The following is a 24582-nucleotide window of genomic DNA, read 5'->3' as shown; positions in this document are numbered from 1 at the left end:
CATCCCAATGTAGGAGCTGCCGAAGGCTGCGATCTTTTGCGTTAAACGGTCACATCCCCTTGCGCCGCTCCGCCCGGGCCACGCGCTGCACTTCCTGACGCACTTCTTCCAGCACCTCCTGCACATACAAAATATGCCGACTGGAAACTTCCCGCGCCTGCTCCGCCCGCCCTTCGATAATCGCCTGATACAACTCCCGATGCTGCGCGATCAGCATGTCGCGGGTTTCGGTGCGCTGCTTGTACATGCCGCCGATGTTGGTGACCACGTTGCGTTTGAGCAGGTCGAACAGCCCGCGAATCGTGTGCAGGAGCACCGCATTGTGGCTGGCCTCGGCGATTGCCAGATGGAATTTCGCGTCCGCTGCACCCTCTTCCGCCCGATTCACCTCATCGTGGCGCGAATAGCAGTCCTGCAATTCGTTGAACGCTGAAGTCAGCCGCTCGCGATCGACATCCGTGGCACGCAACGCTGCGTAATAGGCGCATGACGCTTCCAGCGTGTGGCGAAACTCCAGCAAATCGCGCTGAGCTTCCGGATTGCTTTCCAGCAGATGCAGCAGCGGATCACTGAAGGTCGTGCCCAACGATTCCACCACGTAATTACCGCCGCCCTGGCGACTGATCAGCAAGCCTTTGGCCGTCAGCTTTTGAATGGCTTCACGCAGCGAAGGGCGCGACACCCCGAATTGCTCGGCCAGAGCACGCTCCGCCGGCAAACGCTCACCCGCCTTCAGCGTGCCCTCGAGGATCATGCCCTCAAGCCGCTCGACAATATCGTCAGACAAACGGCGCTGACGAATCTGATCAAACCCCATAACTCGACTTCTCCACGATCCGACGGCTCGCCGGCGCTCTATTTTGGCCTATCGGCGGTGCGTCAGCACCTGCCAGGCACCATTTGATCGAACACGATGAAAGGCCCGGCAGTCACTCGCATTCGACAAAAGTTTTAGGGCGGCAAATTGACACACCGCCTACTAGGCTTTTACCCTAGCGAACAGCGATTGTAAATTGGTATTACCAATTATCCAAGAACGCTGATCAGCGCCTGACCAACAACAATTAGGGGCCACCCCATATGCAAACCTGGCAACAGCTCTATAGCCCGCTCGGCAGCCTTGGCTTGTCCGCACTCGCGGCTGTTATCCCCATCGTATTTTTCTTTCTGGCTTTGGCGGTGTTCCGCCTGAAAGGTCACGTGGCCGGCAGTATCACGCTGGCCCTGTCGATCCTGGTGGCGATCTTTGCCTTCCAGATGCCGGTCGACATGGCGTTCGCCGCTGCCGGATATGGCTTCGCCTATGGCCTGTGGCCGATTGCGTGGATCATCGTGGCAGCGGTGTTCCTCTACAAATTGACGGTCAAGAGCGGTCAATTCGAGGTCATCCGCAGCTCGGTACTGTCGATCACCGACGACCAGCGCCTGCAAGTGCTGTTGATCGGCTTCTGCTTTGGTGCCTTCCTTGAAGGTGCGGCCGGCTTCGGCGCACCGGTAGCGATTACCGCCGCTTTGCTTGTCGGGCTGGGCTTCAATCCACTGTACGCTGCCGGTCTGTGCCTGATTGCGAACACCGCGCCAGTAGCCTTCGGCGCCTTGGGCATTCCGATCATTGTTGCCGGACAAGTCACTGGCATCGACGCGTTCAAGATTGGCGCCATGACTGGCCGCCAACTTCCGCTGCTGTCATTGTTCGTACCGTTCTGGCTGGTGTTCATGATGGATGGCCTGCGCGGAGTGCGTGAAACCTGGCCGGCGGCTCTGGTCGCGGGCTTGAGCTTTGCCGTCACTCAATACTTCACCTCGAACTTCATCGGCCCGGAACTGCCGGACATCACCTCGGCCCTGGCCAGCCTGATATCCCTGACCCTGTTCCTGAAAGTCTGGCAACCGAAGCGCGCCGCCGGCCAGCACATCGCCGGTGCCGTCTCCGCCTCTGTGGTAACCGCCAGCGTCGGCGGTTTCGGTCAGAAGCGCACCACCGTGGCTTCGCCTTACAGCCTCGGGGAAATTTTCAAGGCCTGGTCGCCGTTCCTGATTCTCACCGTGCTGGTCACCATCTGGACCCTGAAACCGTTCAAGGCCATGTTTGCCGCCGGCGGTTCGATGTACAGCTGGGTGTTCAACTTCGCCATCCCGCACCTGGATCAGATGGTGATCAAGGTGGCGCCGATCGTAGCTGCACCGACTGCCATTCCCGCTGTGTTCAAGCTTGACCCGATTTCCGCGACCGGCACGGCGATTTTCTTCTCGGCGCTGATCTCGATGCTGGTACTGAAGATCAATGTAAAAACTGGTCTGACCACTTTGAAAGAGACCTTCTACGAACTGCGTTGGCCGATCCTTTCCATCGGCATGGTGCTGGCCTTCGCTTTCGTTACCAACTACTCGGGCATGTCCTCGACCATGGCGCTGGTACTGGCAGGCACGGGGGCGGCGTTCCCGTTCTTCTCGCCATTCCTTGGCTGGCTGGGTGTGTTCCTCACCGGTTCCGACACCTCGTCCAACGCGCTGTTCAGCTCCCTGCAAGCGACCACTGCACACCAGATCGGCGTCAACGACACCTTGCTGGTAGCGGCCAACACCAGCGGCGGCGTGACCGGCAAGATGATTTCGCCACAGTCGATCGCCGTCGCCTGCGCCGCGACCGGCCTTGTGGGCAAAGAATCGGACCTGTTCCGCTTCACCCTCAAGCACAGCCTATTCTTTGCAACGATCGTCGGCCTGATCACGCTGGCCCAGGCCTATTGGTTCACCGGCATGCTGGTGCACTAAGGACTACAAGAAACACAGAAAAAACCGACGCCGGGCCACGACCCCGGCGTCAGCTATTCACACCCCGGTCTGTAAGGCTGCTGAAAGCTTCCGGCTTTATATTCAGCAGCCTCGACAGACGAATAACCGGGACCACCCGGAGACCGCCTGATGAGCGAGCTTTTTTACAACGCCGTGCCGAATGCGACCCGTGTCGCCCCGCCACTGCCCGAGCCTCGGCAATACCCCAGCGAAAAACCGTCCCGGGTCTACCTCTTCGGGACCTGCGTGGTCGATCTGTTCTACCCGCAAGCCGGGATGGACGCGATCCACTTGCTGGAGCGCGAAGGCATTCGTGTCGAGTACCCGCAAGGGCAAAGCTGCTGCGGCCAACCGGCTTACACCTCGGGTTACACCGAGCAGGCAAGGACCGTGGCGCGCTCGCAATTGGCGCTGTTTGCCGGGGACTATCCGGTGGTGGTGCCGTCAGGTTCTTGCGCAGGCATGCTCCGCGAGCATTACGCCGACTTGTTCAAGGACGAGCCGGACACGTTGAAACAGGTTCAGTCCCTCGCGGCCAGAACCTACGAATTGGCCGAGTTCCTCCTGTTGGTCTGCAAGGTGCAGCTCAAGGACGGAGGCGAACCGGTAAAAGTGGCGTTGCACACGTCGTGCTCGGCACGCCGCGAAATGAACACCCACCTGCACGGTCGCGAGTTGTTGTCGCAGTTGGGCAACGTGGAACGCGTCGACCACAGTCACGAAAGTGAATGCTGTGGCTTCGGTGGGACTTTCAGCGTCCGTATGCCAGACATTTCCGGCGCGATGGTGGCTGACAAGACAAGGTCGTTGAAGGAATCGGGCGCGCACAAGGTACTGAGTGCCGACTGTGGCTGCCTGATGAACATCAACGGCTCGCTGGAAAAGCAAAATGAAGCGTTGCGCGGTCAGCACCTGGCCAGTTTCCTCTGGCAGCGAACCGGAGGTGCCCAATGAGCACTTCCGAGATTATTCCTACGGTCGCCGTAGAAGAAGACTTCCGCACCCGCGCCCACAACGCGCTGGGTGATGCGCAATTGCGAGGCAACTTTCGCAAGGCCATGGATTCACTGATGAGCAAACGGGCAGCCGCTTTCAGCGATGCCCATGAAAGAGAACACTTACGCGCACTGGGCAATGCTGTCCGCGCCCGTGCGTTATCGAAGTTGCCCGAGCTGCTCGAACAACTGGAACAGAACCTGACCCGCAACGGTGTGACAGTGCACTGGGCGGAAACGGTGGACGAAGCCAATGGCATCGTCCTCTCGATCATCCGCGCTCACGAGGGGCGGCAAGTGATCAAGGGTAAATCGATGGTCAGCGAAGAAATGGAGATGAACCATGTCCTCGCTGAACAGGGCATTGAATGCCTGGAATCGGACATGGGCGAGTACATCGTCCAGCTCGACCACGAAAAGCCTTCACACATAATCATGCCGGCAATCCACAAGAACGCCGGTCAGGTCGCGTCCTTGTTCCACGACAAACTTGGCGTGGAATACACCAAGGACGTAGACCAACTCATTCAGATCGGCCGCAGAGTCCTGCGGCAGAAATTCTTTGAAGCAGACATCGGCGTCTCCGGTGTCAACTTCGCCGTGGCCGAAACGGGCACCCTGCTGTTGGTTGAAAACGAAGGCAACGGCCGCATGACCACCACTGTGCCGCCGGTGCACATCGCCGTTACGGGCATCGAAAAAGTCGTGGAAAACCTGCGCGACGTGGTGCCATTGCTGTCATTGCTGACCCGCTCCGCCCTGGGCATTCCAATCACCACCTACGTCAACATGATCTCCGGCCCACGCAAGGAGCATGAACTCGACGGCCCGCAGGAAGTGCACCTCGTACTGCTCGATAACGGCCGCAGCCAGGCCTTTGCCGACAGCGAACTGCGCCAGACCCTGAACTGCATTCGTTGCGGCGCCTGTATGAATCATTGCCCGGTGTACACCCGAATCGGCGGTCACGCCTATGGGGAGGTTTACCCTGGGCCTATCGGAAAAATCATCACCCCGCACATGGTCGGCCTGGCGAAAGTGCCTGATCATCCAAGTGCATCGTCGCTGTGCGGTGCCTGCGGTGAAGTTTGCCCGGTGAAAATCCCGATCCCTGCTCTGTTGCGGCGCCTGCGCGAAGAAAACGTCAAAGCCCCGGACAGCCCCCATCAAGTGATGCGAGGCCAAGGCAGCAAGTACTCGCGCAAGGAGCGCTTCATCTGGAATGCCTGGGCGAAACTCAACAGCTCGCCGATGCTCTATCGCCTGTTCGGATTCTTCGCCACGCGCCTGCGTGCGCTCACGCCAAGCAATGTCGGCCCGTGGACGCAAAACCACAGTGCACCGAAACCCGCTGCCCGCTCGCTGCATGACATGGCCCGCGAACATTTGGCCGAACAGGGAGACCGTTGATGAGCGCCAAGCAAAATATCCTCACCAAATTGCGCAAAAGTCTGACAGGCACCACACCGGTGGCGGACAACTTCGATGTCGAACTGGTGACCCAGCCTTACACCTACACGCCAGAACAACGTATCCCGCAGTTGCGCAAGTTGATGGAAGCCGTGCACACGGAAATCCATCTGACGTCGGGCGAAGGCTGGCCAGCGTTGCTCGCGCAATTGCTGCGGGACCGCCAGTTGCCAAGCCTGCTGATCGCACCGACAACGCACCACGGTCAACGGATCACGCAGCACTGGGCGAATAATCCCGGCCTGCCAATGTTAAAAGCCTACGACCGTCCGGTTGAAGAATGGAAAGCCGAGTTGTTCGGCGACACTCCGGCGAGCCTGACCGGCACGCTCGGTGCCATCGCTGCCACGGGCAGCCTGATTCTCTGGCCGACCCGGGAAGAACCCCGCTTGATGAGTCTGGTGCCACCGGTGCATTTCGCCCTGCTCAAGGCCAGTGAAATCCGCGACAATTTCTATCAGGTGCAGCAAGAATTCGAATGGGCCCAGGGCATGCCGACCAACGCGTTGCTGGTGTCCGGCCCGTCGAAGACCGCCGATATCGAGCAGGTTCTCGCTTATGGTGCCCACGGCCCCAAAGACCTGGTGGTGTTGATCCTGGAGGACCAATGAATCTACCGGCCGCTTTCCTTCGAGATGTGCAGCAGCTGATCCCCCAGGCGCGACGTTTTGACGATCCGTTGTCGACACTGGCCTTCGGCACCGACGCGAGTTTCTACCGGCTGATTCCAAAGCTGGTCATTCGCGTCGAATCTGAAGATGAAGTGGCAGCCCTGCTGAAACTCGCCCAGCGCGATCAGGTTCCGGTGACCTTTCGCGCGGCCGGCACCAGCCTGTCCGGCCAGGCCATCAGCGACTCGGTGCTGATCGTGCTGGGGGATAACTGGAACGGTCGCGAGATCCGCGGCCATGGCACGCAAATCCGTCTGCAACCGGGCGTGATCGGCGCGCAAGCCAATGCGTGGCTGGCACCCTTCGGGCGCAAGATAGGCCCGGATCCGGCATCGATCAACGCCTGCAAAATCGGCGGAATCGTTGCCAACAATGCCAGCGGCATGTGCTGCGGCACAGCGCAAAACACCTATCACACCCTGGCCGGAATTCGCTTGGTCCTGGCTGACGGCAGCCGTCTCGATACAGAGGACGCCGATAGTGTTGCAGCGTTTCGCCAAAGCCATGCCACGTTGCTGGAGCGTCTGGCAACTTTGGGGCGCGAGACCCGCGCAAACGCCGAACTGGCTGCAAAAATTCGCCACAAATACCGCCTGAAAAATACCACCGGACTGTCGCTCAATGCCTTGGTGGATTTCCACGAGCCTGTGGATATCTTGAGCCATCTGCTGGTCGGTTCCGAAGGTACGCTCGGCTTCATCAGCGCGGTGACCTACGACACCGTGATCGACCACCCGAACAAAGCCTCGGCGCTGATCGTATTCCCGGACGTGGAATCCTGTTGCAACGCGGTCACTGTGTTGAAGGGCCAGCCGGTGTCGGCCGTTGAGCTGCTGGACCGCCGCAGCTTGCGCTCGGTGCAGCACAAACCCGGCATGCCTGCTTTCGTACAGCATCTATCGGAAAATGCCTGCGCGTTGCTGATCGAATCCCGCGCCGCGACGTCCACATTGCTACACGAACAGCTGGCGCAGATCATGGCATCACTGGCGTCGTTCACCGTGGAGAAGCAAGTCGACTTCACAGAGGATCCGCAGGAAAACGCCCGTCTCTGGGCGATCCGAAAGGACACCTTCCCCGCCGTTGGTGCAGTGCGAAAAACCGGCACCACGGTGATCATTGAAGACGTAACCTTTCCAGTCGAGCAACTGGCCATTGGTGTGAATCGACTGATCGAGTTGTTCGACAAACATCACTACGACGAAGCGATCCTTTTCGGACACGCTTTGGAAGGCAATCTGCACTTTGTCTTTACCCAAGGCTTCAACAACCCGCAAGAAGTCGCACGCTATCAGGCGTTCATGGACGACGTGGCGCAACTGGTGGCAGTGGAGTTCGGCGGTTCGCTGAAGGCCGAACACGGCACCGGGCGAAACATGGCGCCCTTCGTTGAGCTGGAATGGGGCAGCGACGCCTACCAACTGATGTGGCAGCTCAAACGCCTGCTCGACCCCAACGGTATTCTCAATCCTGATGTGGTGCTCAGTGAAGACCCGCAGATCCATCTCAAGCACCTAAAGCCCCTGCCGGCCGCCGACGAGATTGTGGATAAATGCATCGAATGCGGTTTCTGCGAACCGGTATGCCCGTCGAAGGGCCTGACCCTGAGCCCACGCCAGCGCATCGTGATCTGGCGTGACATCCAGGCGAAGAACCGCGCTGGGGTCGATACCCGCGAACTTGAAGCGGCCTACGAATACCAGGGCATCGACACCTGCGCCGCGACCGGCCTCTGCGCACAACGTTGCCCCGTAGGGATCAATACCGGCGAGCTGGTGAAAAAGCTCCGCAGCCGCAAAGCAACGCATACGAAAACCGCCAATTGGCTGGAAGGCAATTTCGCCGCGGCACTGCAAGGTGCACGTTTCACCCTGCACGTGGCCAACGGTGCGCGGATGTTGCTGGGCGCACCCAGACTGACGAAGTTGTCGGCAACGTTGACGCGCCTTTCAAAAGGCCAGGTCCCGCAGTGGACCAACGCGATGCCGCAACCGGAAAAAGCCATTCGCTTCAGTCCGCCAGTGACCGACGCACGCCCCCGCGTGGTCTATCTGGCCGCCTGCGTATCCCGCGCCATGGGCCCGGCGGCGGGAGACACAGAGCAAATGTCGCTGCACGACAAAACCCGTGGCCTGCTGGAAAAGGCCGGTTACCAAGTGGTGTTCCCGGACAACCTGGACAGCCTTTGCTGCGGCCAGCCATTTGCCTCCAAAGGCTATGCCGAACAAGCCGAGCACAAACGACAGGAATTGATCGGCGCCCTGCTTCACGCCAGCCGTGGCGGGCTCGACCCGATCTACTGCGACACCAGCCCCTGCACCTTACGCCTGGTCCAGGACCTGGGTGAAGCCCGCCTGGACCTGTACGACCCGGTGCGCTTCATCCGTACTCACCTGATGGATCGCCTGACGTTCACACCGCAGGACGCCCCGATCGCCGTGCACGTGACGTGCAGTACACAGCACCTCGGCGAAAGCCAGGCGCTGATCGATCTGGCGCGCAAGTGCAGTAAAAACGTGGTCATTCCCGAAGGCATCCACTGCTGCGGCTTTGCCGGCGACAAGGGTTTCACCACGCCGGAGTTGAACGCCCACTCGCTGCGCACGCTCAAGGATGCGGTACAACAATGCAGCGAGGGGATCTCTACCAGCCGCACCTGTGAGATCGGTCTGACCCAACATGGCGGCATTGACTACCACGGACTAGTCTATCTGGTGGACCGCGTTACCCAGGCTAGGGTGCCCTGATAGCAGGATCTCAAGGAAGACGCATTAAGGCACCTCCCTTAATGCGTCTTGCCGGAATCGACAGTTTTACAGCAGACAAACAGAACCCTGACGTGCCGCCGCAGTCCACTGATCAAGTCCTGCAAACGTGGGACCTCCAAAACCCGGCAGCCCGTCCTGACGGCCAGCGACGCCTGGTCTTTCAGCTCAAGGAGAAATACATGAATCGTTCTGTTCTGTTAGGTCTGTTCGTTACTGCTTCCATCATGGCTTCCCCTTCGTTCGCCGCAGAAGACCTTTGCGCGGTCAACATCAAAACCATTGAAAACGGCAAGGCACAGATTCCTCCGGATGTAGCCAAGCAGGTAGACGCTTCCCTTGAGAAAGCCAGAGCCGACCAGGCAAAGGGCACCAAAGAAGGTACTGATGATTGCATCGCCGAGACCACTCAAACCATCCAGGACATCACGAACGCGAAAAAAGGCGGTAAGTAACCTGGCTCAAGGTCAACCTTCGGGTTGGCCTTCTGGGTCCCGTTGGCGTACACTGCGCAGGCCTGTTGCTCACTTTGATTCACAGAGCACCAGGCTCGGGGCCGTTTAGGATTCGACGCCGGTTGCGAAACTTTAGGTGCATGCCGAGTTGGTAACAGAACTCGTAAATCCACTGTTGCAACTTCTTATAGTTGCCAATGACGAAACCTACGGGGAATACGCTCTCGCTGCGTAAGCAGCCTTAGCCCTTCCCTTCTGGTACCTTCGGGTCCAGCAATCACCAGGGGATGTCTGTAAACCCAAAGTGATTGTCATATAGAACAGAATCGCCGTGCAGTACGTTGTGGACGAAGCGGCTAAAACTTACACAACTCGCCCAATGCACCCTGCCCGTCGGGTCGCTGAGGGTTAACTTAATAGACACGGCTACGCATGTAGTACCGACAGCGGAGTACTGGCGGACGGGGGTTCAAATCCCCCCGGCTCCACCATTTCATCATCTAAAGACGTCCACGGACGTCTTTTTTTGTGCCTGGAATCCAGTAAACACGCGGCTTCCAGCGCTTTTGCGGTCTTCTGAGATTTTTTGAGTTCCAGCCATTCGGGTATTCCAAACGGTATTCCAGGCCATCCGGTGCTAATCTTTGGAATACCAAATCAGAGCCTGAGGAAAATCTCATGCCTGCTCAAACCCTCCGCCTCTCCGATCGGCAGCTCAAGGGAGTCAAACCCGCGTCCAAGGATTATGTCCTCACCGACGGTGACGGTTTGCAGCTCCGTGTACGCAGCAATGGCTCTCTGCTGTGGAATTTCAATTACCGTGAACCGGTGACCAAGAACCGCATCAACATGGGCTTGGGCACCTACCCCGAACTGTCACTGGCGAACGCCCGAAAGATGGCGGTCGAAGCACGCGAGCTGCTCGCCCAAGGCATCGATCCGAAGGTGCAGCGCGATACGCTGAGTGAGGCCAAGCGCGCAGAAACGGAACACACCTTCGAGAACGTGGCCACCGCCTGGTTCGAGCTGAAGAAGGACTCCGTCACACCGGCATACGCCGAAGATATTTGGCGCTCGCTCACACTGCATGTATTTCCAGACCTGAAAACAACGCCGCTTTCAAAAATCAGCGCCCCAATGATCATCGAACTGCTTCGCCCAATCGAGGCCAAAGGCAGCCTCGAGACAGTGAAGCGATTGAGCCAACGGCTCAACGAGATCATGACCTACGGGGTCAATTCAGGACTGATCTTTGCGAACCCCCTCAGTGGCATTCGCGCAGTATTTAAAAAACCCAAGAAACAGAACATGGCCGCGCTACGACCCGATGAGCTTTCCGAGCTCATGATCGAAATCGCAAACGCCAGCATCAAGCGGATCACCCGCTGCCTGATCGAATGGCAACTGCACACCATGACCCGTCCTGCCGAAGCGGCTACCACCCGATGGGCAGACATCGACTTCGACAAACGCATCTGGACCATCCCGCCGGAGCGCATGAAGAAGCGTCGTCCGCACACCATCCCGCTGACAGAACAGGCACTCGCCTTACTGGAGACACTCAAGCCCCATAGCGGCCACAGGGAATACGTGTTCCCAGCAGATAGAAACCCGCGCACCCACGCCAACAGCCAGACCGCCAACATGGCGTTGAAACGCATGGGCTTCCAGGACCGCTTGGTCAGCCACGGCATGCGCTCCATGGCCAGCACCATCCTGAACGAGCATGGGTGGGATCCGGAGCTGATCGAAGTTGCGCTGGCGCATGTCGACAAGGATGAAGTCCGTAGTGCCTACAACCGGGCGGATTACATCGAACGCCGGCGTCCGATGATGGCTTGGTGGAGCGAGCATATCCAAAAAGCAGCAACAGGCAGTCTGTCCGCAGCTGCCATCAATGACACCAGGAACTGCAATGTCGTGCCGATACACTGAGCATTCACTGCCGATAAACTGCCTTCCGGGTACAACTGGCGCTCCTACCCACCGCGCGCGCTTCATCCGCTGGTACAGCTCACGTGCGAAGACCTAGATATCGAGCCAAGTGGCCGACTGCCAAATGCGGATGGAGATGCGGCCAGTGGGGCGTGAAGGTGTAGGACCTGGATTGTCGTTTGACCCATGTACTAAGGGCGACTGGCTGTACCCCCACTGGAAGGCAATCCTAATACCGACACGTAGCGCTCAATTCGAGGTAGTTCAGGAGGTAGCTCAACTGCGCGAGCCGTACCATACTCCCGCGTTCTGTTTACGCGTAGAGCGCGCCACACATGATTTCGCGCAGCGAAAGACTTGGCTGGCTTAACACGGAATTGATGTCGAAGGGATCTGAGAACCATGGCGGACTATTTCACCACCGAACACTTCGAGTTGCTGAACAAGTGGATAGGGCAAAAGCGTGACGAATCAAAACCTGAACAAAACCAGGCCTACGATGATCTGAAGAAGGCCTACGAGGTAACAGAAACGTGGGCGAAAAAGCTAAAGACTGAGTTGTTTCCAATGGGCCGCGTGGAGATTCGCAAGCGCCCTACCAACCAAGGTAATAATTTCGCTGGCTACAACTGGGCAAAAATCTACCCCTCGTCCGAGGCGCCGAAGGAGTTGGCCTACACCGTAGGCATCGATGCCGATGACGGCTTCGTGGTCAAGATCGATACCGTGGGACTAGATGAGTCCGGTGCGCTGCGAAAAGCCTATTTAGCGTTGCGCGGCCCCTATAACAACTCATCCCCCTTTGTCACCAAAATGCCTTCAGGCGATGGTCTGGAGAAATCACTGGACCAGCTCGTTTCGTGGAGTATCGAAGCGATCCGTAGCTTCAAGCTGCGCTACGACGAAGTGGTTACCAAATTGAACCTCGGTAAGACACTGAGCGACGAGGACCTGCTCAAGCACTTCGACAGTAAACCCGCATTCCAGACTTTCCGTGCCTCGTGGTCACCACCTGACAAAGCGCTGTTCTGTCGATTGGCGCGGGCTGTCCATACGGCAGGTCTGGACTGGTGGCACATGAATAAGGGCGTCCAAGTGCGGTTTGGCCGCAAGAATCCCGGAAGCGAGCGCGCGGTTGGTGTGCTTGGCGTGATTCGGGGCACACGGACGCGGAAGCTCTCATGGACGCGGGAGATGGGTGTGTTAACCAAGCTCAACCGCGAACCGCTGACTGAGGAATTAGTCTCGAAGATCGAAACAGCCATTACTGCCGAGCGTGAATCACTCGACGACTGGCTGGCGCTTGAAACGGAGCGGCCGGGACTGTGGCCGGATCAACTGCGGGATGATCCAGTGGAGCAAGGTGATGATGCCGACGAAGACGAAGTAGCCGACTCTGATGCAGCGAGGTTTCCCATCAACCGTATCTACTACGGCCCTCCCGGCACGGGGAAGACCTACGAGTTGTCGAAGCTGCTTAAGCGAGAGTATGAGCAGGCCATGACCTCCGTATCCAAGGAAGAGTGGCAAAATCAATTTGTCGGCGAGAAGGCAGTGGGCCTCACCTGGTGGGAGGCAGCTGCAGCGGCTCTCTACCATCTGGGCGGGAAAGCGAGCGTCGACACACTGCTCAACCACCCTTTTATGAAAGCTATTGCCGTCGCCAAGAGTGCGAACAAGAATGTACGAAACACTATTTGGGGTGCCCTTCAGTACCACACGATTGAGGCATCTGAAACTGTCAAAATGAGCAAGCGGATGGCACCGGCTGTATTTGACAAGCTACCGGATTCGTCCTGGATACTTGCAGGGGACTGGGAGGACGCAGCCGCTGACCTGAAAAAGCTCGTGGATGAGTACGATGCCGGCCCACCCTCAGCCGAATACATCAAACGCTACAGTTTCGTTACCTTCCACCAATCCTATGGTTACGAGGAATTCGTAGAGGGCCTCCGACCGGTTCTCGACGGCGATACAGAGACCGGTGAAATCCATTACGAGATCCGCGCGGGGGCTTTCAAGGATCTGTGCCGGAAGGCACGAATGGCACCGGATCAACAATTCGCGATGGTGATCGACGAGATCAACCGAGGCAACATCAGCAAGATCTTCGGCGAGTTGATCACCCTGATTGAAGCTGATAAGCGCGAAGGAGCAGCAAACGCCATTTCGGTGACGTTGCCGTATTCCGGCGAAAGTTTTTCGGTGCCAGCCAACATCGACATTATTGGCACAATGAACACGGCAGACCGATCGCTTGCGTTGCTGGATACTGCGCTGCGCCGTCGATTCGAATTTGTGCCAGTGATGCCGGACGCTCGCGATGAGCCGGGTGCACCACTCGCAGGCCTTCGGGTCAGTATGGGCGAGCAACTGGTAGATGTGCCTCGCATGCTTGATGCCATAAACCAGCGCATTGAGATGCTCTACGACCGTGATCATTGTATCGGCCACGCATACTTCACACCGTTAGCGCATGTTCCTGATGGGGATGAACGATTTGTAGCATTGCAACAGGTGTTCAGTACTCGCATTTTGCCCCTGCTCGAAGAGTACTTTTTTGAAGACTGGCAAAAGATCCGTCTTGTATTGGCGGACAACCAGAAATCTCCCACCGCAAGTTTTGTTGTTGAGGGGCAGGATCAGGAGGACGATTTGGCTCGACTGTTCGGCAGCGACCATGGCATGGATAGCTACTCCACTAAGCGCCACTACGCTGTGCAGGAGGCTGCGTTCTCAAATCCGGATGCCTACATCGGCATCTACCTGACATTGTCGACTTGAATGGTGAGGGGCGCGTGAGCGGCATCTCGATCTACGAATTTGACGTGCTAACAGCTGCGACGTCGAGTGATGCGCATTCCGAGGGTTTGCACAGGGTCCCGGACAAGGTCTACGAATGGCTCGAACGCCAGTGCCTACGGACAGCCAACGAAAGTGGTTCACAATGGCTGCGTCTGACTCAGCGGCGTGGGTATCGTGTCGTTCAGGTCACCAGTTTTGTCGGAGTGATCCGTGCACCGGACGGTTACCAGATCGAAGTGCTACCCAAAGTCGGCAAAGCAATAGGCGGAGGCGCGATGGAGGCGCGTCAGCTTCTAATTGAGATGCTCTGCTGTCTTCAAGGCTTCCGCCACGTTCAAACCGACAGCGCCAAGCTCTCGGCGACACGAATGCCCTTGCTAGAAGTTTTTATTGCCGAGTTTTTGCGCTCGGTTGAGCACATCGTCAAACGAGGGTTACGCAGCAACTATTCCTGTCGGCAGGACAACCTGTTTGCACTTCGCGGCAAGCTGATGATGGCATCGCATCTGCGGCAAAACCTATATCGGGCAGACCGTTTCTTCACAGAGCACGACGAGTTTTCGATCGATCGCCCGGAAAACCGCTTGCTGCACACCGCATTGCGACGAGTACTAATGCTGTCGGCCTCTCAGACTCATCAGCAATTGGCCTGTGAGTTGGAGTTCGTGTTTGCAGAGGTCCCGATGTCAATGCAGCCACGGATCGATTTCCAGCGGGTGCGGCTTGACCGGGGCATGGGCTACTACAGCGATGCGCTGGCTTGGGCGAGATTGATTCTAGAAGAGCAGTCGCCCTTGACTGGCGGCGGCGGTCACAATGCTCCATCACTCCTGTTTCCAATGGAGGCAGTGTTCGAAGCGTTCGTCTCCAAGCATCTCGCGAAACAACTGGCGCGACCGCTTGTCTTGAAAACCCAAGCACGCAGTCATCACCTGGTTCGCCATCGAGAGCAGAACTGGTTTTGCCTAAAGCCAGACCTGTTGATTCGGGATACCAACAAGGATCTGCTGGTTCTCGACACAAAATGGAAACTTTTGGATGGGCTGAAAGCGAATGGCACGAACAAATACGGCCTCGCGCAAGGCGATTTCTACCAATTACAGGCCTACGGACAGAGCTATCTGAACGGAAAGGGGGATGTGGTGCTGATTTACCCTAAGACGGCCGCATTCGACCTGCCGCTCTCAGTATTCGAGTTCCCCAAGGTAGACGGTCTGCGGCTGTGGGTACTACCCTTTTGCCTGAAGTCACGCCAGCTTTTGGTTCCGGGCAGTGCTCCGTTTACTGCAGTTTTCAAGGGCACGCAAAGGGAAATTACCTCCGGACTTGAGCTGCCGGTATTAGACTGACAACTGTCCACTCGTAGATCGCCAGAGCAGCAATAGCCAGACCGCCAACATGGCCGTGAAACGCATGGGCTTCGAGGCCGGTTGTTCAGCCTCGACATACGCTCCATGGCCAGCACCATCCTGAACGAGCATGGGTGGGATCCGGAGCTGATCGAGGTCGCGCTGGCGCATGTCGACAAGGACGAAGTCCAAAGCGCTTACAGCCGAGCTGACTAAATTGAACGTCGGCGTCCGATGATGGCTTGGTGTAGTGAGCACATCCAAAAAGCAGCAACGGGCAGTCTGTCGACAGCCGCCATCAATGACACCAGGAACTGCAATGTCGTGCCGATACGGTGAGCGCTCACCGAACGCCGCCGGTGACCGAAAATGACACCCCAGATGGAGTGATGGTTTATTTGGCGACAGCGGCGACACTGGCGACAGCCCGCGTAATACGTGGTCTGCAACATGGCGACAGAGGTGGCGACTGTCGCCGCTGCAAGCCTCTCTCTTGGGACTTTCTCGGCCAAGCCCACGCGAGCGGGAAGGCTCCGCATTCCCACTCGCATGGGCTCACATTAAAAACCGACCAACGACCACCCGGCCATGGAAAACCACCGGCCTCCAAGGTCTTCCAGCGCTACCAAATGGCGCAAGAGTCACCCCCAAAATACTGTTGACCGCTAGCAGAACGAGCGCTAAACCAAAACCGTACCAGCGCTGTCCTCGACAGCACCCAGGTAGCCAGAACCTTTGAGGCTACGCCACATCGTGGTGGTTCCCCCCAAGTGCGATTAGCGTCCGGCGGCTCGCACGGTCACAGCGATGTGATGGATGCCACTTCTTCCAGAATGCCCACTGCGGCAGCTCATACTCTCCCTGGCTGCTCTGCAGCAACTTATCCGCTTGGCCATTTCTTGCGCCAACCTGTTGCCCGTCTCTTTGCCCCCTAAAGAGACGGGCGCTCCTACCACTGCTGCAGCCCCGCTCGCATGGGGCTTTGCGGCTTTCCCCCTCGTGACAATCGGCGTGACAAACACCGAACGAATGCTCACTCGCCACAGCGATGCCGATGATGGTGCCGCAGCCCACGGAATGGACTGCACCTGACTGACAGTCAGGCATGCCCCAATCATCGCCTCACTGCCTTCACCTGACTCAGGATCTCGCGGCACCGGTTTCGTCAGCCAGTGCAGCCTCCACCCGCCCACTTCTTCGGAAGTGCCCAGGAGGCCAGATCATGAGATGCCCAAGCTCCCGGTCGTAAGGAGCCGCCAGTCCCGCGTTAGTGGACAACCCTCACAGGTCGCAGGGGCCTAGATCCCTGATAACACTCAACAACCGTGGCGGGATGAGTGAGGACGAAGTCGATAATCTCAGGAGAGTTGCGATGCAACTGTGCGAAGCGTTCGAGCCACCACAACCGTTGCTGGAATATCAGCAGGCGCCACTGTCCTACCCGGTCGAAGCACTGGGGGAATTGTTGGGCCCTGCGGTCGAACGACTGGCCGAGGTGATCGGCGTGCCCTGCGCCATGGCCGCGCAATCGGTGCTGGCCAGCGCTGCCCTGGTGAGTCAGGGTCATGCCAATGTCGAACTCGATGGCCGAACCTATCCATTGTCCCTCTACCTACTGACGGTGGCGTCCTCGGGTGATCGCAAAAGCGCGGTGGATCATCTGGCACTGAAGGCGGCGCGCGACTGGGAACGACAGCAGTGGACCCTGTATGCGGAAAAGCTCAAAGCCTATCGCGCCGCTACCAGCCTCATGGCCAAACCCAAAACCTCAACGGAGCGTGCAGAGGCGAAAGGCGGTGAGCTGTCCGAGCCCGTACCGCCGAGACTAATCATTGCCGAGCCCACCATTGAGGCCCTGGTCAAAAGTCTGTGCAATGGCTTGCCCAGCATGGGCTTGTTCAATGATGAAGGTGGCCAGTTCTTGGGCAGCAGCACCATGAGCAAAGAGAATCTGCTCAAGGCGATCACCACCTTGTCGACACTGTGGGATGGCAGTCCGATCGACCGGGCGCGCTCTATGGCCGGAGAAAGCCTCCGCGCCTACGACCGCCGCCTCAGCCTGCATTTGATGTTGCAGCCTTACTTGGCCAACCAGCTACTCAAAGACTCGGTGATCAAAGGCCAAGGCATCCTGGGCCGCTGCCTGATCAGCTGGCCCGAACGTCTGGTCGGTCAGCGCTTGTACAAGGCAGTCGACCTGACGCGAGATGCCAAAGTCCAGCGCTACCAAACGCGCATCACCGCCCTGCTGGATAAGCCACTGTCGCTGTACAAAGACGGTTCACTTAACCCCGCCAGGCTGGAACTGACGCCCAGCGCTCGCACTGCCTGGATTGATATTCACGACACCATCGAATGCCAGTCTGGCGAATTCGGTGAGCTGGCAGGAGTCCAATCCGTCGCAGGAAAAGCGGCGGCCAATGTGCTGCGCATCGCCGGTGTGCTCGCGGTAATTGAAGATGCGAATGTAGTGAGTGAGGCCCATATTCAACGCGCCTCAACACTGATGGATTACTACCTGGCGGAAATCCAACGCCTGACCGAACAAGAGCCAATCAACACTTTACGTGAGGAAGCGGATCGACTGCTGCGCTGGCTGACGCAAAAAGGCTGGACCCAATTCACCATCCGCGACCTGAATCGCAACGGCCCTCGCTTTGCCCGCAAGAGCAGCCATCACACCGCCACACTGCTCGTCGAGCTGATCACGCATAACTGGCTGAACAGTCGCGATGCCAAAACGTTCGAGGTCCGCCATGTTTCGCCTCAATGACGCGGTGCGCTGCTACCAGGCGCAACATCAATCGCAATCAGAAACACGGCGTGTCGCCGCTTCTGTCGCCACCTTGTCGCCACACGCCAGGCCAGGAATGGCGCGGGTTGTCGCCACTGTCGCCGCTGTCGCCACACCACCAATTGCTCCCGCCGACATAGCCCTGCTGATCGAACAACTGCGTGAGGAAGGGGCACTGCTGGAACACCAGGAGAACGCCCTCCTGGTCCGCCCGACACACTGGCAGCAGGTGGACAGGCTCAGCCCCCACTGGAAAGCCCTGCTGCTCTTTCTGCAAACAAACGAAAACGGTGATGACGATGGCACTGGTCGGTCGGCGTGATGGTCGCAACTTTGGCTATGGCCGCCAGCTGAGCTACGCCGGCCCACAAGCGCTCAAGGATCTGTTTGCCGGTGGCCACTTTGCCACGGTCAGAGCGCATAGCGATCGCTGGCAAGCGTTTGTGCGTTGGTGTCGGTCAGAGGACGGCCCCGGTTACAACGATGCGCGCCGGATCGATCACCGGACGCTGCAAGACTACGCCGCTTACCTGCACCAGCAGATCCAGCAAGGTGAACTCTGCATCGCCACCGCGCAGAACCGCCTGAGCAGCGTCAACCGCACCCTCGCTGCGCTGCGTGGTGATCAGGACGTGAGGATCGCCAGCCCGAGTCAGGCGTTGGGACAACAGCGCTCGAACGTACGCACCCGTGCACCGGATGGCCAAGACCACCAACAAATGCAGCGAGTACTCGAGGTGCTCGGCGAACAGCAATACGAACGGGTGGCCGCGATTGTGATGTTGGCCCGAACAACCGGTATGCGCCTGCGCGAAGCGATCCTGGCTGACCTGCCACGACTGCAACGAGAAGCCGAACACTTAGGTCGCATCAACATCCAGGACGGCACCAAAGGCGGCCGCTCAGGGGCATCAGCCCCGCGATGGGTTGTGGCCAATGAAGAGTTCAAGGCGGCGCTGCAGTTGGCTCGTCATGCGTCGCCGCCCCATAGTCGTAACTTGCTGGCCCGAGACGAAAGCTACGCCGCGTTCCTGCAACAGACCGTGCGTCCCGCCCGCGGAATACTCTTTGAACAAGGACTGAAGGGCTTTCATGAACTGCGAGCAGCTTACGCCTGCGAGCGTTACGAACAACTCACCGGCCACGCTGCACCGGTCAATGGTGGCCACTGCTATCGCATTGACCCCGACCTGGATCGACAGGCGCGCCTACAAATCAGCCTTGAGCTCGGGCATAACCGGATCAATGTCGTTTCGGCATACATTGGAGGTCGAGCGTGACCACTCCCTTCGATATGGCGCTTTTCCTGAGCGGCGTTCTGACTGGTTCGAAGGTCACGCAGCATCGTCACCTACGGCAAGCTCGAGTCATGCAAGCGGCCATTCAAAAGCGATGGCAACGAGATAATCCCTGGAGTTGGCGGCTCAAGCATGTGCGTTGGTTTCTCACTCAGCACTTGAAAGACCATTCCGCCGCCACCCGGTATTACTATCGACTCACCGCTTCATTGGTCTGGAAGCGATTAGGGAAAAAAAGCAGTTGCTGATCTGACGCTCGAATCGTGAGTAGGCAGACTTCATCTATCTCAACAATTTCCGGGCGGTCATCCCCTCCATCCCTTTGGATTAGTTTTGAAGGTAAAAATACGCCAGGTATATTGGATGGTGCCAACGTGTACCCACGGGAAGTGGTCAAGATAGCACTGGAACATAACGCAGCAGCCGTGATCTTAATGCACAACCACCCCTCCGGAGACCCCGAACCCAGCCATGCCGACCGCACGCTGACCTCAACCCTCAAGAATGCCCTCAACATGGTCGGCACCCAAATATTGGATCATGTGATGGTGGGAAGTGACGGCTGCGTATCGCTGGCAGAGCGAGGTTATCTATAGGGATTAAAAATCACCAAAACTTCCTTTTTATTTGAGAGAGCAAACTCGTCCATCCACGCAATTACTCGACTATGGCCTTTAAGAAAGCATCTCGCGCGTCCTGATAAAACTGAATGTCGATTTTGGTCGCCATATCATCAGAAAGATCGTGCAGTTGGCGACGACAGGTGACAGGCATAAGCAGTGTGCTTGCGCCCTTTTCAACCGCCAACTCAGCAATAGTCACCGGGTTATGGACAGGCTCGATGGATCCACCCAGATTGATCTCGCCAACCACAATAAGCCCGCCGCGCACGGACTTTTTCAGCAGTCCGCTACACATGGCAATCAGTGCCGCGATGCCCAACTTTGATCCGCGCTTTGCAGCATCGAAGGCACGTAGCTGGATGGTGAACTCGTGAGCACGAGGATCACGATCACCTATTAACTGACCAGCCCTAGCGTACAAGTTCTGCTCTGCGTAACGTACCGACTCCTTAAAGGACGCGGGCACCGGGTTATTGAGAATTTTTACTCCTGAACCTGGCCCTTCATTGACTTCAATTCGATAGAGTCCGACGTTATCGTCAACGTCGGCACCACCTTCGCTGATGGTCCAGATCTGACCAGGCTCTAGGGGATCACCGCCAATCTCGTTATCGGCGCGCAGTTCTGGAGTGGCCACAAATTTCTCTACACCATCGTCACCGATGAAATAGCTGAAGTGGGTGTTCCTAAATTCGGCCGAACCTATACGTTTTTGCTGCTCCTTGACCCGGCGACGCACCTCAAGCGCCAGCCGAACGGCCCACTCAAGATCTTCATCCGAAACCTCCAAGGAGGCATCAGGATAGAGCAGCTTGAGCAGACCGGAGACCGTCTTGTTCACTGCATTGGTGTCGCGGCCGCTAAGCGCCCCGCCCAAGTGCACTCGGTTTTGCATGACACTGACCCGGCTCTCATAGCGCAAACGGCTCAGGCACTCGGAGAAGAAATCGCTGACCAGGCCGAAATGATCGGTGGTCAACTCACGATTCATCTTTGGTACGTCCCAACCTGGCAGAAAGCAATGAATCCGGTCCATCCAGGCGGTATCGTCACGCATCTCCGGAGGCAACGGGCCGAACAGATGTCCGACACGTTGCTGATGCTCGACATCGACATCGAAGTTGCCCACGAACACCAGTGAACCATTAGCGCGAATGCTTTCCTTGCCGCGGCTGAACTCACCAGACTCCATATAGCCCTTCATGATATTGATACCTTCCTTCGAGTCGAAGGAAATACCGCTGATCTCGTCAAAGCAGACTACGTCGTATTGGCAAACCAGGCCGCGCTGGCCGCTAGCATTGTTGACGAACATTTTGGCAATGGTCGCCTTCCCCCCAGAGATCAGGTGAGCGTAAGGCGAAACTTGTTGAAATAGGTGGCTTTTACCCGTTCCACGAGGACCCAGCTCAACCAAGTTGTAATTGCGCTCTACAAAAGGAACCATGCGCAATAACAAAGCATCTTTCGCCCGCGGATTCAGATTATCCGGCTCAAGACCAATGGAGCGTAAAAGGAAATCTTTCCACTCAGCACTGCTGAATACCTTGCGCGCCTCACCCAGGCTGTCCAACACATCACGCTTGGAGAGTTGAATTGGCCGCAGATCCTGAACACCGAATGGATTGCCTCGCTCTTCTGCAATGGCTGCGTCATACTCCAGCGTGATTTCAGCGTAAAAGCCACCGGTCAACAGACGCTCATTGTCATCCACAAGCTTGTCTGCGATACGCACATTGTTAAGTTGTACGCTGGGCAGACTCACCAGATAGCCATTGTCCTTCTGACTAAAGCGGGCACTGACCAAGTCAATCAGCTTAACCGTTCCATTCTTATAGGCACGAGCTTTGAACAGCTCCTCTTCGCCAGCCTTGACGGTACGCGAGGAGAGTTGCCGTTCAACGATTTCGATGCCTTCCTCGATCTCCTCCGGATCAGTACTGGCGCAATAACGCCCCAGCAGAAATTCAACCACGTAAGTAGGCACCGGAAATTGGCGGGCAAAGGTACGGACGAGGTCTTTGCGCACGATATAACCCTCGAAAGCTGTCGCGGCCTTCGAGTCGAGGACATCTAGTTCAATCACGCTTCATCTCCCACCAAAGTCGCCTGTCGTGCCAATACATTACCGGCCTCATCCAGAACCACCACCACAGATGCTGCACCTACCTGCTCATCGTCCTCCACCAGTAAGCTGCATTTACCCCCCTTCAGAGCCTTGGACCGCACAATCGAGCTCGCCGCATCAGCGGGACTGCTGCGCAAATCCACTTGGAGATTTTCAGCGCTACTCTGCACTTCAACTCGGCAAGTCAGTCCCAACCACTGAACCTTGGTAATCGTCGCCAGAGCGAGGTTCTTGGCTGGGGCTACGGTATTGATCACTTCCAAAATCGGGGTCAGACACTCCTGTAGGCTCAGACCGCCATGGTCGTAGTAACGACCAGCCAGGAATGCACTGGCGCCAGGCGCAACTGCAATCGTTTGTGCAGGACTCCAATACCAATTGACCGTAGGCAGACCTGTCTGCACGGTATCTTTGATTTCCGCGCAACGTGCCCAGCGGATCTCGGTGAGATGCTTGGGCAGGTCAACTTTGCTCATCGGCAGGGGTGTCAGCAACCACCCATGGTCAGTAACGATTCGTACTTTTCGCCAACCTGCTTGCAACAACTCCTGCACCCGCAAGTACACATCCTGCAGGAGTGAATCAATGCGGCCAGCCAAACGTAGTTTATCAGTGTGTCCAGCTTCGTCGATATTGCCAGTCTGCACCCAGGCACGCCCTTTAGGATCACCGTTTTCATCAGCTGCAAGCACCTGCCAACCACTCTCTTCCATAAGCTTGCGCAAGTAATATCCACTAAAGGGCTTGTCTTCGTTTTTCAGGCTGGGCTGAAAATCGCTGTCAGTGTCTCGCCCTGTAAGCTGTTGGTGAATTGGCAAGATCGCTGCTTTTGCTGTAGCCGTGACCGAGGGCAATGCCGACCAGTTATAGCCGTGCCTAACCTCTCCCAGCGCCTGTAACTGCAAGGCAAAGCGCTGTGCCACGTCGTAGCGCAGACCATCAACGAAGAACACAACCTCACCAGCAGTCTGGTAGGCCGCAACTGCTTCGTTAACCCCTCGACTACCGGGATACCCTTTAAGCCTCACTAATTGCTGAAAGTTGAGCGCTGTCTCATGCAACCAAGGGGTATACAGGTTATTCAGCAACTCTTGCACCACAGCCTGCAACGAAGGCTCACGAGCCATTGCCAAGGCGCGTAGCAACGCATCATCAACCTTCCAGTAATGGTGGCGGTAATGCTCAGCCATCTCTTCAGGACTTGTTCCTGAAAGACCGCTATCGCCAACCAGCCCGGCAATCAACACCAGAGGTTCAAGCAGCCGAGCCACAGGCGCTAACCCCATTTCTGCCCATACCCAACTCCGGCGCACGCCATGATGTTGTTCAAGCGTGATTAGACGCTGACGTAACACAGACGATCCTTGCCCAACTAGTGACTTGAGCTGTTTCAACAACTCAGCTTCTTGCTGGTGGTTATAGTTTGGGAAACTCGACACATCAGCTGCCAAATCAGGCTGACAGCGCATTAATAAGGTTGGCAAACGAGAATAAGCCGCAGTATTTTCGGCAAAGCGCTCCCAAACCCTCGCCCAGGCCCCCAGCCGCCCACAGAAATTTTCTGCAGCGACGAGATCTCCGTCTCGCTCAGGGTGGACATGAAACTCACTATGACAAATCCCTACAAATGCTTCCCAGCGCGGCCCAGCCCAGTTTTCTTGTACGGCCTTGGAATCGGACATCCAGGTTAAGACGTCTCGCACCGCATCGGTACTGAGCAACTGATTGAAATCACTGGCCTCAAGCCGATGATTCTGTAATTGAGCTATCTCACTGTCCAATAACGGCTCTAAAGCACGCAACAAAGCCGCTTGGGTCTTGCCATCTTGAGCCACATCCAACGCCAGACCGCCACTGCGAGAAACAAGAAATGCATTAAGCGTCCAGTCCTTGGCATTTACCTGGCTCCATAAGGTTCCGCGATATTGCAATTCGGCCAAAGGCTGCAAATCGGCTGGACAGGCTGAAATTGCTCGAAGATCCTGACGACTAACGCCAGGTAAATAGATAATTGGAATGAGACCAGTAGGCAATGAAATTTCAGGCAAGGCATCTGCAAGCACGCATTTGAGCCAGATGGCCGGACCTTGCCGACGCTCTGGTTTATAGCTACCTAGACAGAAAAGCTCGGGTAATGCGCTCTGCAACTGAGTTATTACCGGTAGCCACTCACACTCCTTGTCAGTCCAAAGGATTGCCGCTGGCGCAACCTGGGCACTCGCGTTGTACTGCGCTGCTGAACGCAGGCTTTTAATCAGGGCTTCAATTACTTTCATTACTGTTGCTCGCAATCCATATGTACTGGCCGGTCGTCAGCATCGTCAGATCCTGAGGGATGATCCATTGAGCTTCAAGCTTTCAAAACACCAGTTATCCTCGAGGCAAGCGCCACATCTACAATCCAAGGCCCAAAATCTGAAGCGGAGCCAGGCGATCAAAACACTTCCACCAGGCACCTTTAATGGTTCGAAGTATGCCGATAGCTTTTTCTCGTGACG

General features: G+C 57.0%; 16 protein-coding genes, 1 other RNA gene and 2 pseudogenes. 16 read left to right on the top strand and 3 right to left on the bottom strand.

Features of this window, described 5'->3' with window-relative positions; all coding sequences use genetic code 11:
* Positions 1 to 49: 49 nt before the first annotated feature.
* A complete protein-coding gene (locus AD668_RS02805; RefSeq protein ID WP_053154340.1) occupies positions 50 to 817 on the bottom strand; it encodes a GntR family transcriptional regulator in 768 nt (255 codons plus the stop codon).
* A 263-nt stretch (positions 818 to 1080) separates the two neighbouring features.
* Between AD668_RS02805 and AD668_RS02800 the strand changes: the two genes are divergently transcribed.
* The 16 genes and pseudogenes from AD668_RS02800 to AD668_RS28505 form a co-directional block, all read left to right on the top strand.
* The gene (locus AD668_RS02800) at positions 1081 to 2775 is read left to right on the top strand and encodes a lactate permease LctP family transporter (RefSeq protein ID WP_053154335.1); all 1695 of its coding nucleotides are present in this window, start codon (positions 1081 to 1083) and stop codon (positions 2773 to 2775) included.
* Between the two features lie 150 nt (positions 2776 to 2925).
* Positions 2926 to 3750 (top strand): (Fe-S)-binding protein, encoded by an 825-nt coding sequence (locus tag AD668_RS02795; RefSeq protein WP_053154332.1) that lies wholly within the window; start codon positions 2926 to 2928, stop codon positions 3748 to 3750.
* The gene (locus AD668_RS02790; protein ID WP_053154329.1) at positions 3747 to 5201 is read left to right on the top strand and encodes a LutB/LldF family L-lactate oxidation iron-sulfur protein; all 1455 of its coding nucleotides are present in this window, start codon (positions 3747 to 3749) and stop codon (positions 5199 to 5201) included. The genes AD668_RS02795 and AD668_RS02790 overlap by 4 nt, the downstream gene beginning before the upstream one ends.
* Entirely contained in the window at positions 5201 to 5872 is a 672-nt protein-coding gene (locus tag AD668_RS02785; protein ID WP_053154326.1) for a lactate utilization protein, read from the top strand. The genes AD668_RS02790 and AD668_RS02785 overlap by 1 nt, the downstream gene beginning before the upstream one ends.
* Positions 5869 to 8679: an FAD-binding and (Fe-S)-binding domain-containing protein gene (locus tag AD668_RS02780; protein ID WP_053154323.1), complete on the top strand. Its 2811-nt coding sequence runs from the start codon at positions 5869 to 5871 to the stop codon at positions 8677 to 8679. Before AD668_RS02785 ends, AD668_RS02780 begins: the two co-directional genes overlap by 4 nt.
* Positions 8680 to 8879: 200 nt before the next feature.
* The gene (locus tag AD668_RS02775) at positions 8880 to 9152 is read left to right on the top strand and encodes a hypothetical protein (RefSeq protein ID WP_053154905.1); all 273 of its coding nucleotides are present in this window, start codon (positions 8880 to 8882) and stop codon (positions 9150 to 9152) included.
* A 97-nt stretch (positions 9153 to 9249) separates the two neighbouring features.
* Positions 9250 to 9643, top strand: a transfer-messenger RNA (tmRNA) gene (gene ssrA / locus AD668_RS28525).
* Positions 9644 to 9830: 187 nt separating this feature from the next.
* Entirely contained in the window at positions 9831 to 11087 is a 1257-nt protein-coding gene (locus AD668_RS02770) for an integrase domain-containing protein (RefSeq protein WP_053154319.1), read from the top strand.
* Between the two features lie 402 nt (positions 11088 to 11489).
* Positions 11490 to 13871, top strand: coding sequence for an McrB family protein (locus tag AD668_RS02765; RefSeq protein ID WP_053154316.1), 2382 nt, complete (start codon positions 11490 to 11492; stop codon positions 13869 to 13871).
* Between the two features lie 14 nt (positions 13872 to 13885).
* Positions 13886 to 15241, top strand: a complete 1356-nt coding sequence (locus AD668_RS02760; protein ID WP_053154315.1) for an McrC family protein — start codon at positions 13886 to 13888, stop codon at positions 15239 to 15241.
* A 19-nt stretch (positions 15242 to 15260) separates the two neighbouring features.
* Positions 15261 to 15580: pseudogene (locus AD668_RS28520) on the top strand (tyrosine-type recombinase/integrase); the annotation flags it as partial.
* A gap of 1033 nt (positions 15581 to 16613) precedes the next feature.
* The gene (locus tag AD668_RS02755; RefSeq protein ID WP_053154311.1) at positions 16614 to 18014 is read left to right on the top strand and encodes a YfjI family protein; all 1401 of its coding nucleotides are present in this window, start codon (positions 16614 to 16616) and stop codon (positions 18012 to 18014) included.
* Positions 17998 to 18357, top strand: coding sequence for a hypothetical protein (locus tag AD668_RS02750; RefSeq protein WP_053154308.1), 360 nt, complete (start codon positions 17998 to 18000; stop codon positions 18355 to 18357). The genes AD668_RS02755 and AD668_RS02750 overlap by 17 nt, the downstream gene beginning before the upstream one ends.
* A complete protein-coding gene (locus AD668_RS02745; protein WP_053154903.1) occupies positions 18335 to 19315 on the top strand; it encodes an integrase domain-containing protein in 981 nt (326 codons plus the stop codon). The genes AD668_RS02750 and AD668_RS02745 overlap by 23 nt, the downstream gene beginning before the upstream one ends.
* Positions 19312 to 19581 (top strand): hypothetical protein, encoded by a 270-nt coding sequence (locus AD668_RS29825; RefSeq protein ID WP_082344414.1) that lies wholly within the window; start codon positions 19312 to 19314, stop codon positions 19579 to 19581. Before AD668_RS02745 ends, AD668_RS29825 begins: the two co-directional genes overlap by 4 nt.
* A 105-nt stretch (positions 19582 to 19686) precedes the next feature.
* A pseudogene (locus tag AD668_RS28505) lies at positions 19687 to 19929 on the top strand (JAB domain-containing protein); the annotation flags it as partial.
* A gap of 61 nt (positions 19930 to 19990) precedes the next feature.
* Here the strand turns inward: AD668_RS28505 and brxL are convergent.
* Both brxL and pglZ read right to left on the bottom strand, forming a co-directional pair.
* Positions 19991 to 22042, bottom strand: a complete 2052-nt coding sequence (gene brxL / locus AD668_RS02740; protein WP_218187249.1) for a protease Lon-related BREX system protein BrxL — start codon at positions 22040 to 22042, stop codon at positions 19991 to 19993.
* Positions 22039 to 24360, bottom strand: a complete 2322-nt coding sequence (pglZ, locus tag AD668_RS02735; protein WP_053154305.1) for a BREX-1 system phosphatase PglZ type B — start codon at positions 24358 to 24360, stop codon at positions 22039 to 22041. Before pglZ ends, brxL begins: the two co-directional genes overlap by 4 nt.
* Positions 24361 to 24582: the final 222 nt, after the last annotated feature.

Origin of the sequence: Pseudomonas sp. P1.8 (assembly GCF_001269805.1) — a bacterium.
Classification (GTDB): Bacteria; Pseudomonadota; Gammaproteobacteria; order Pseudomonadales; family Pseudomonadaceae; genus Aquipseudomonas.
This window is presented reverse-complemented; position numbering and strand designations above follow the sequence as displayed.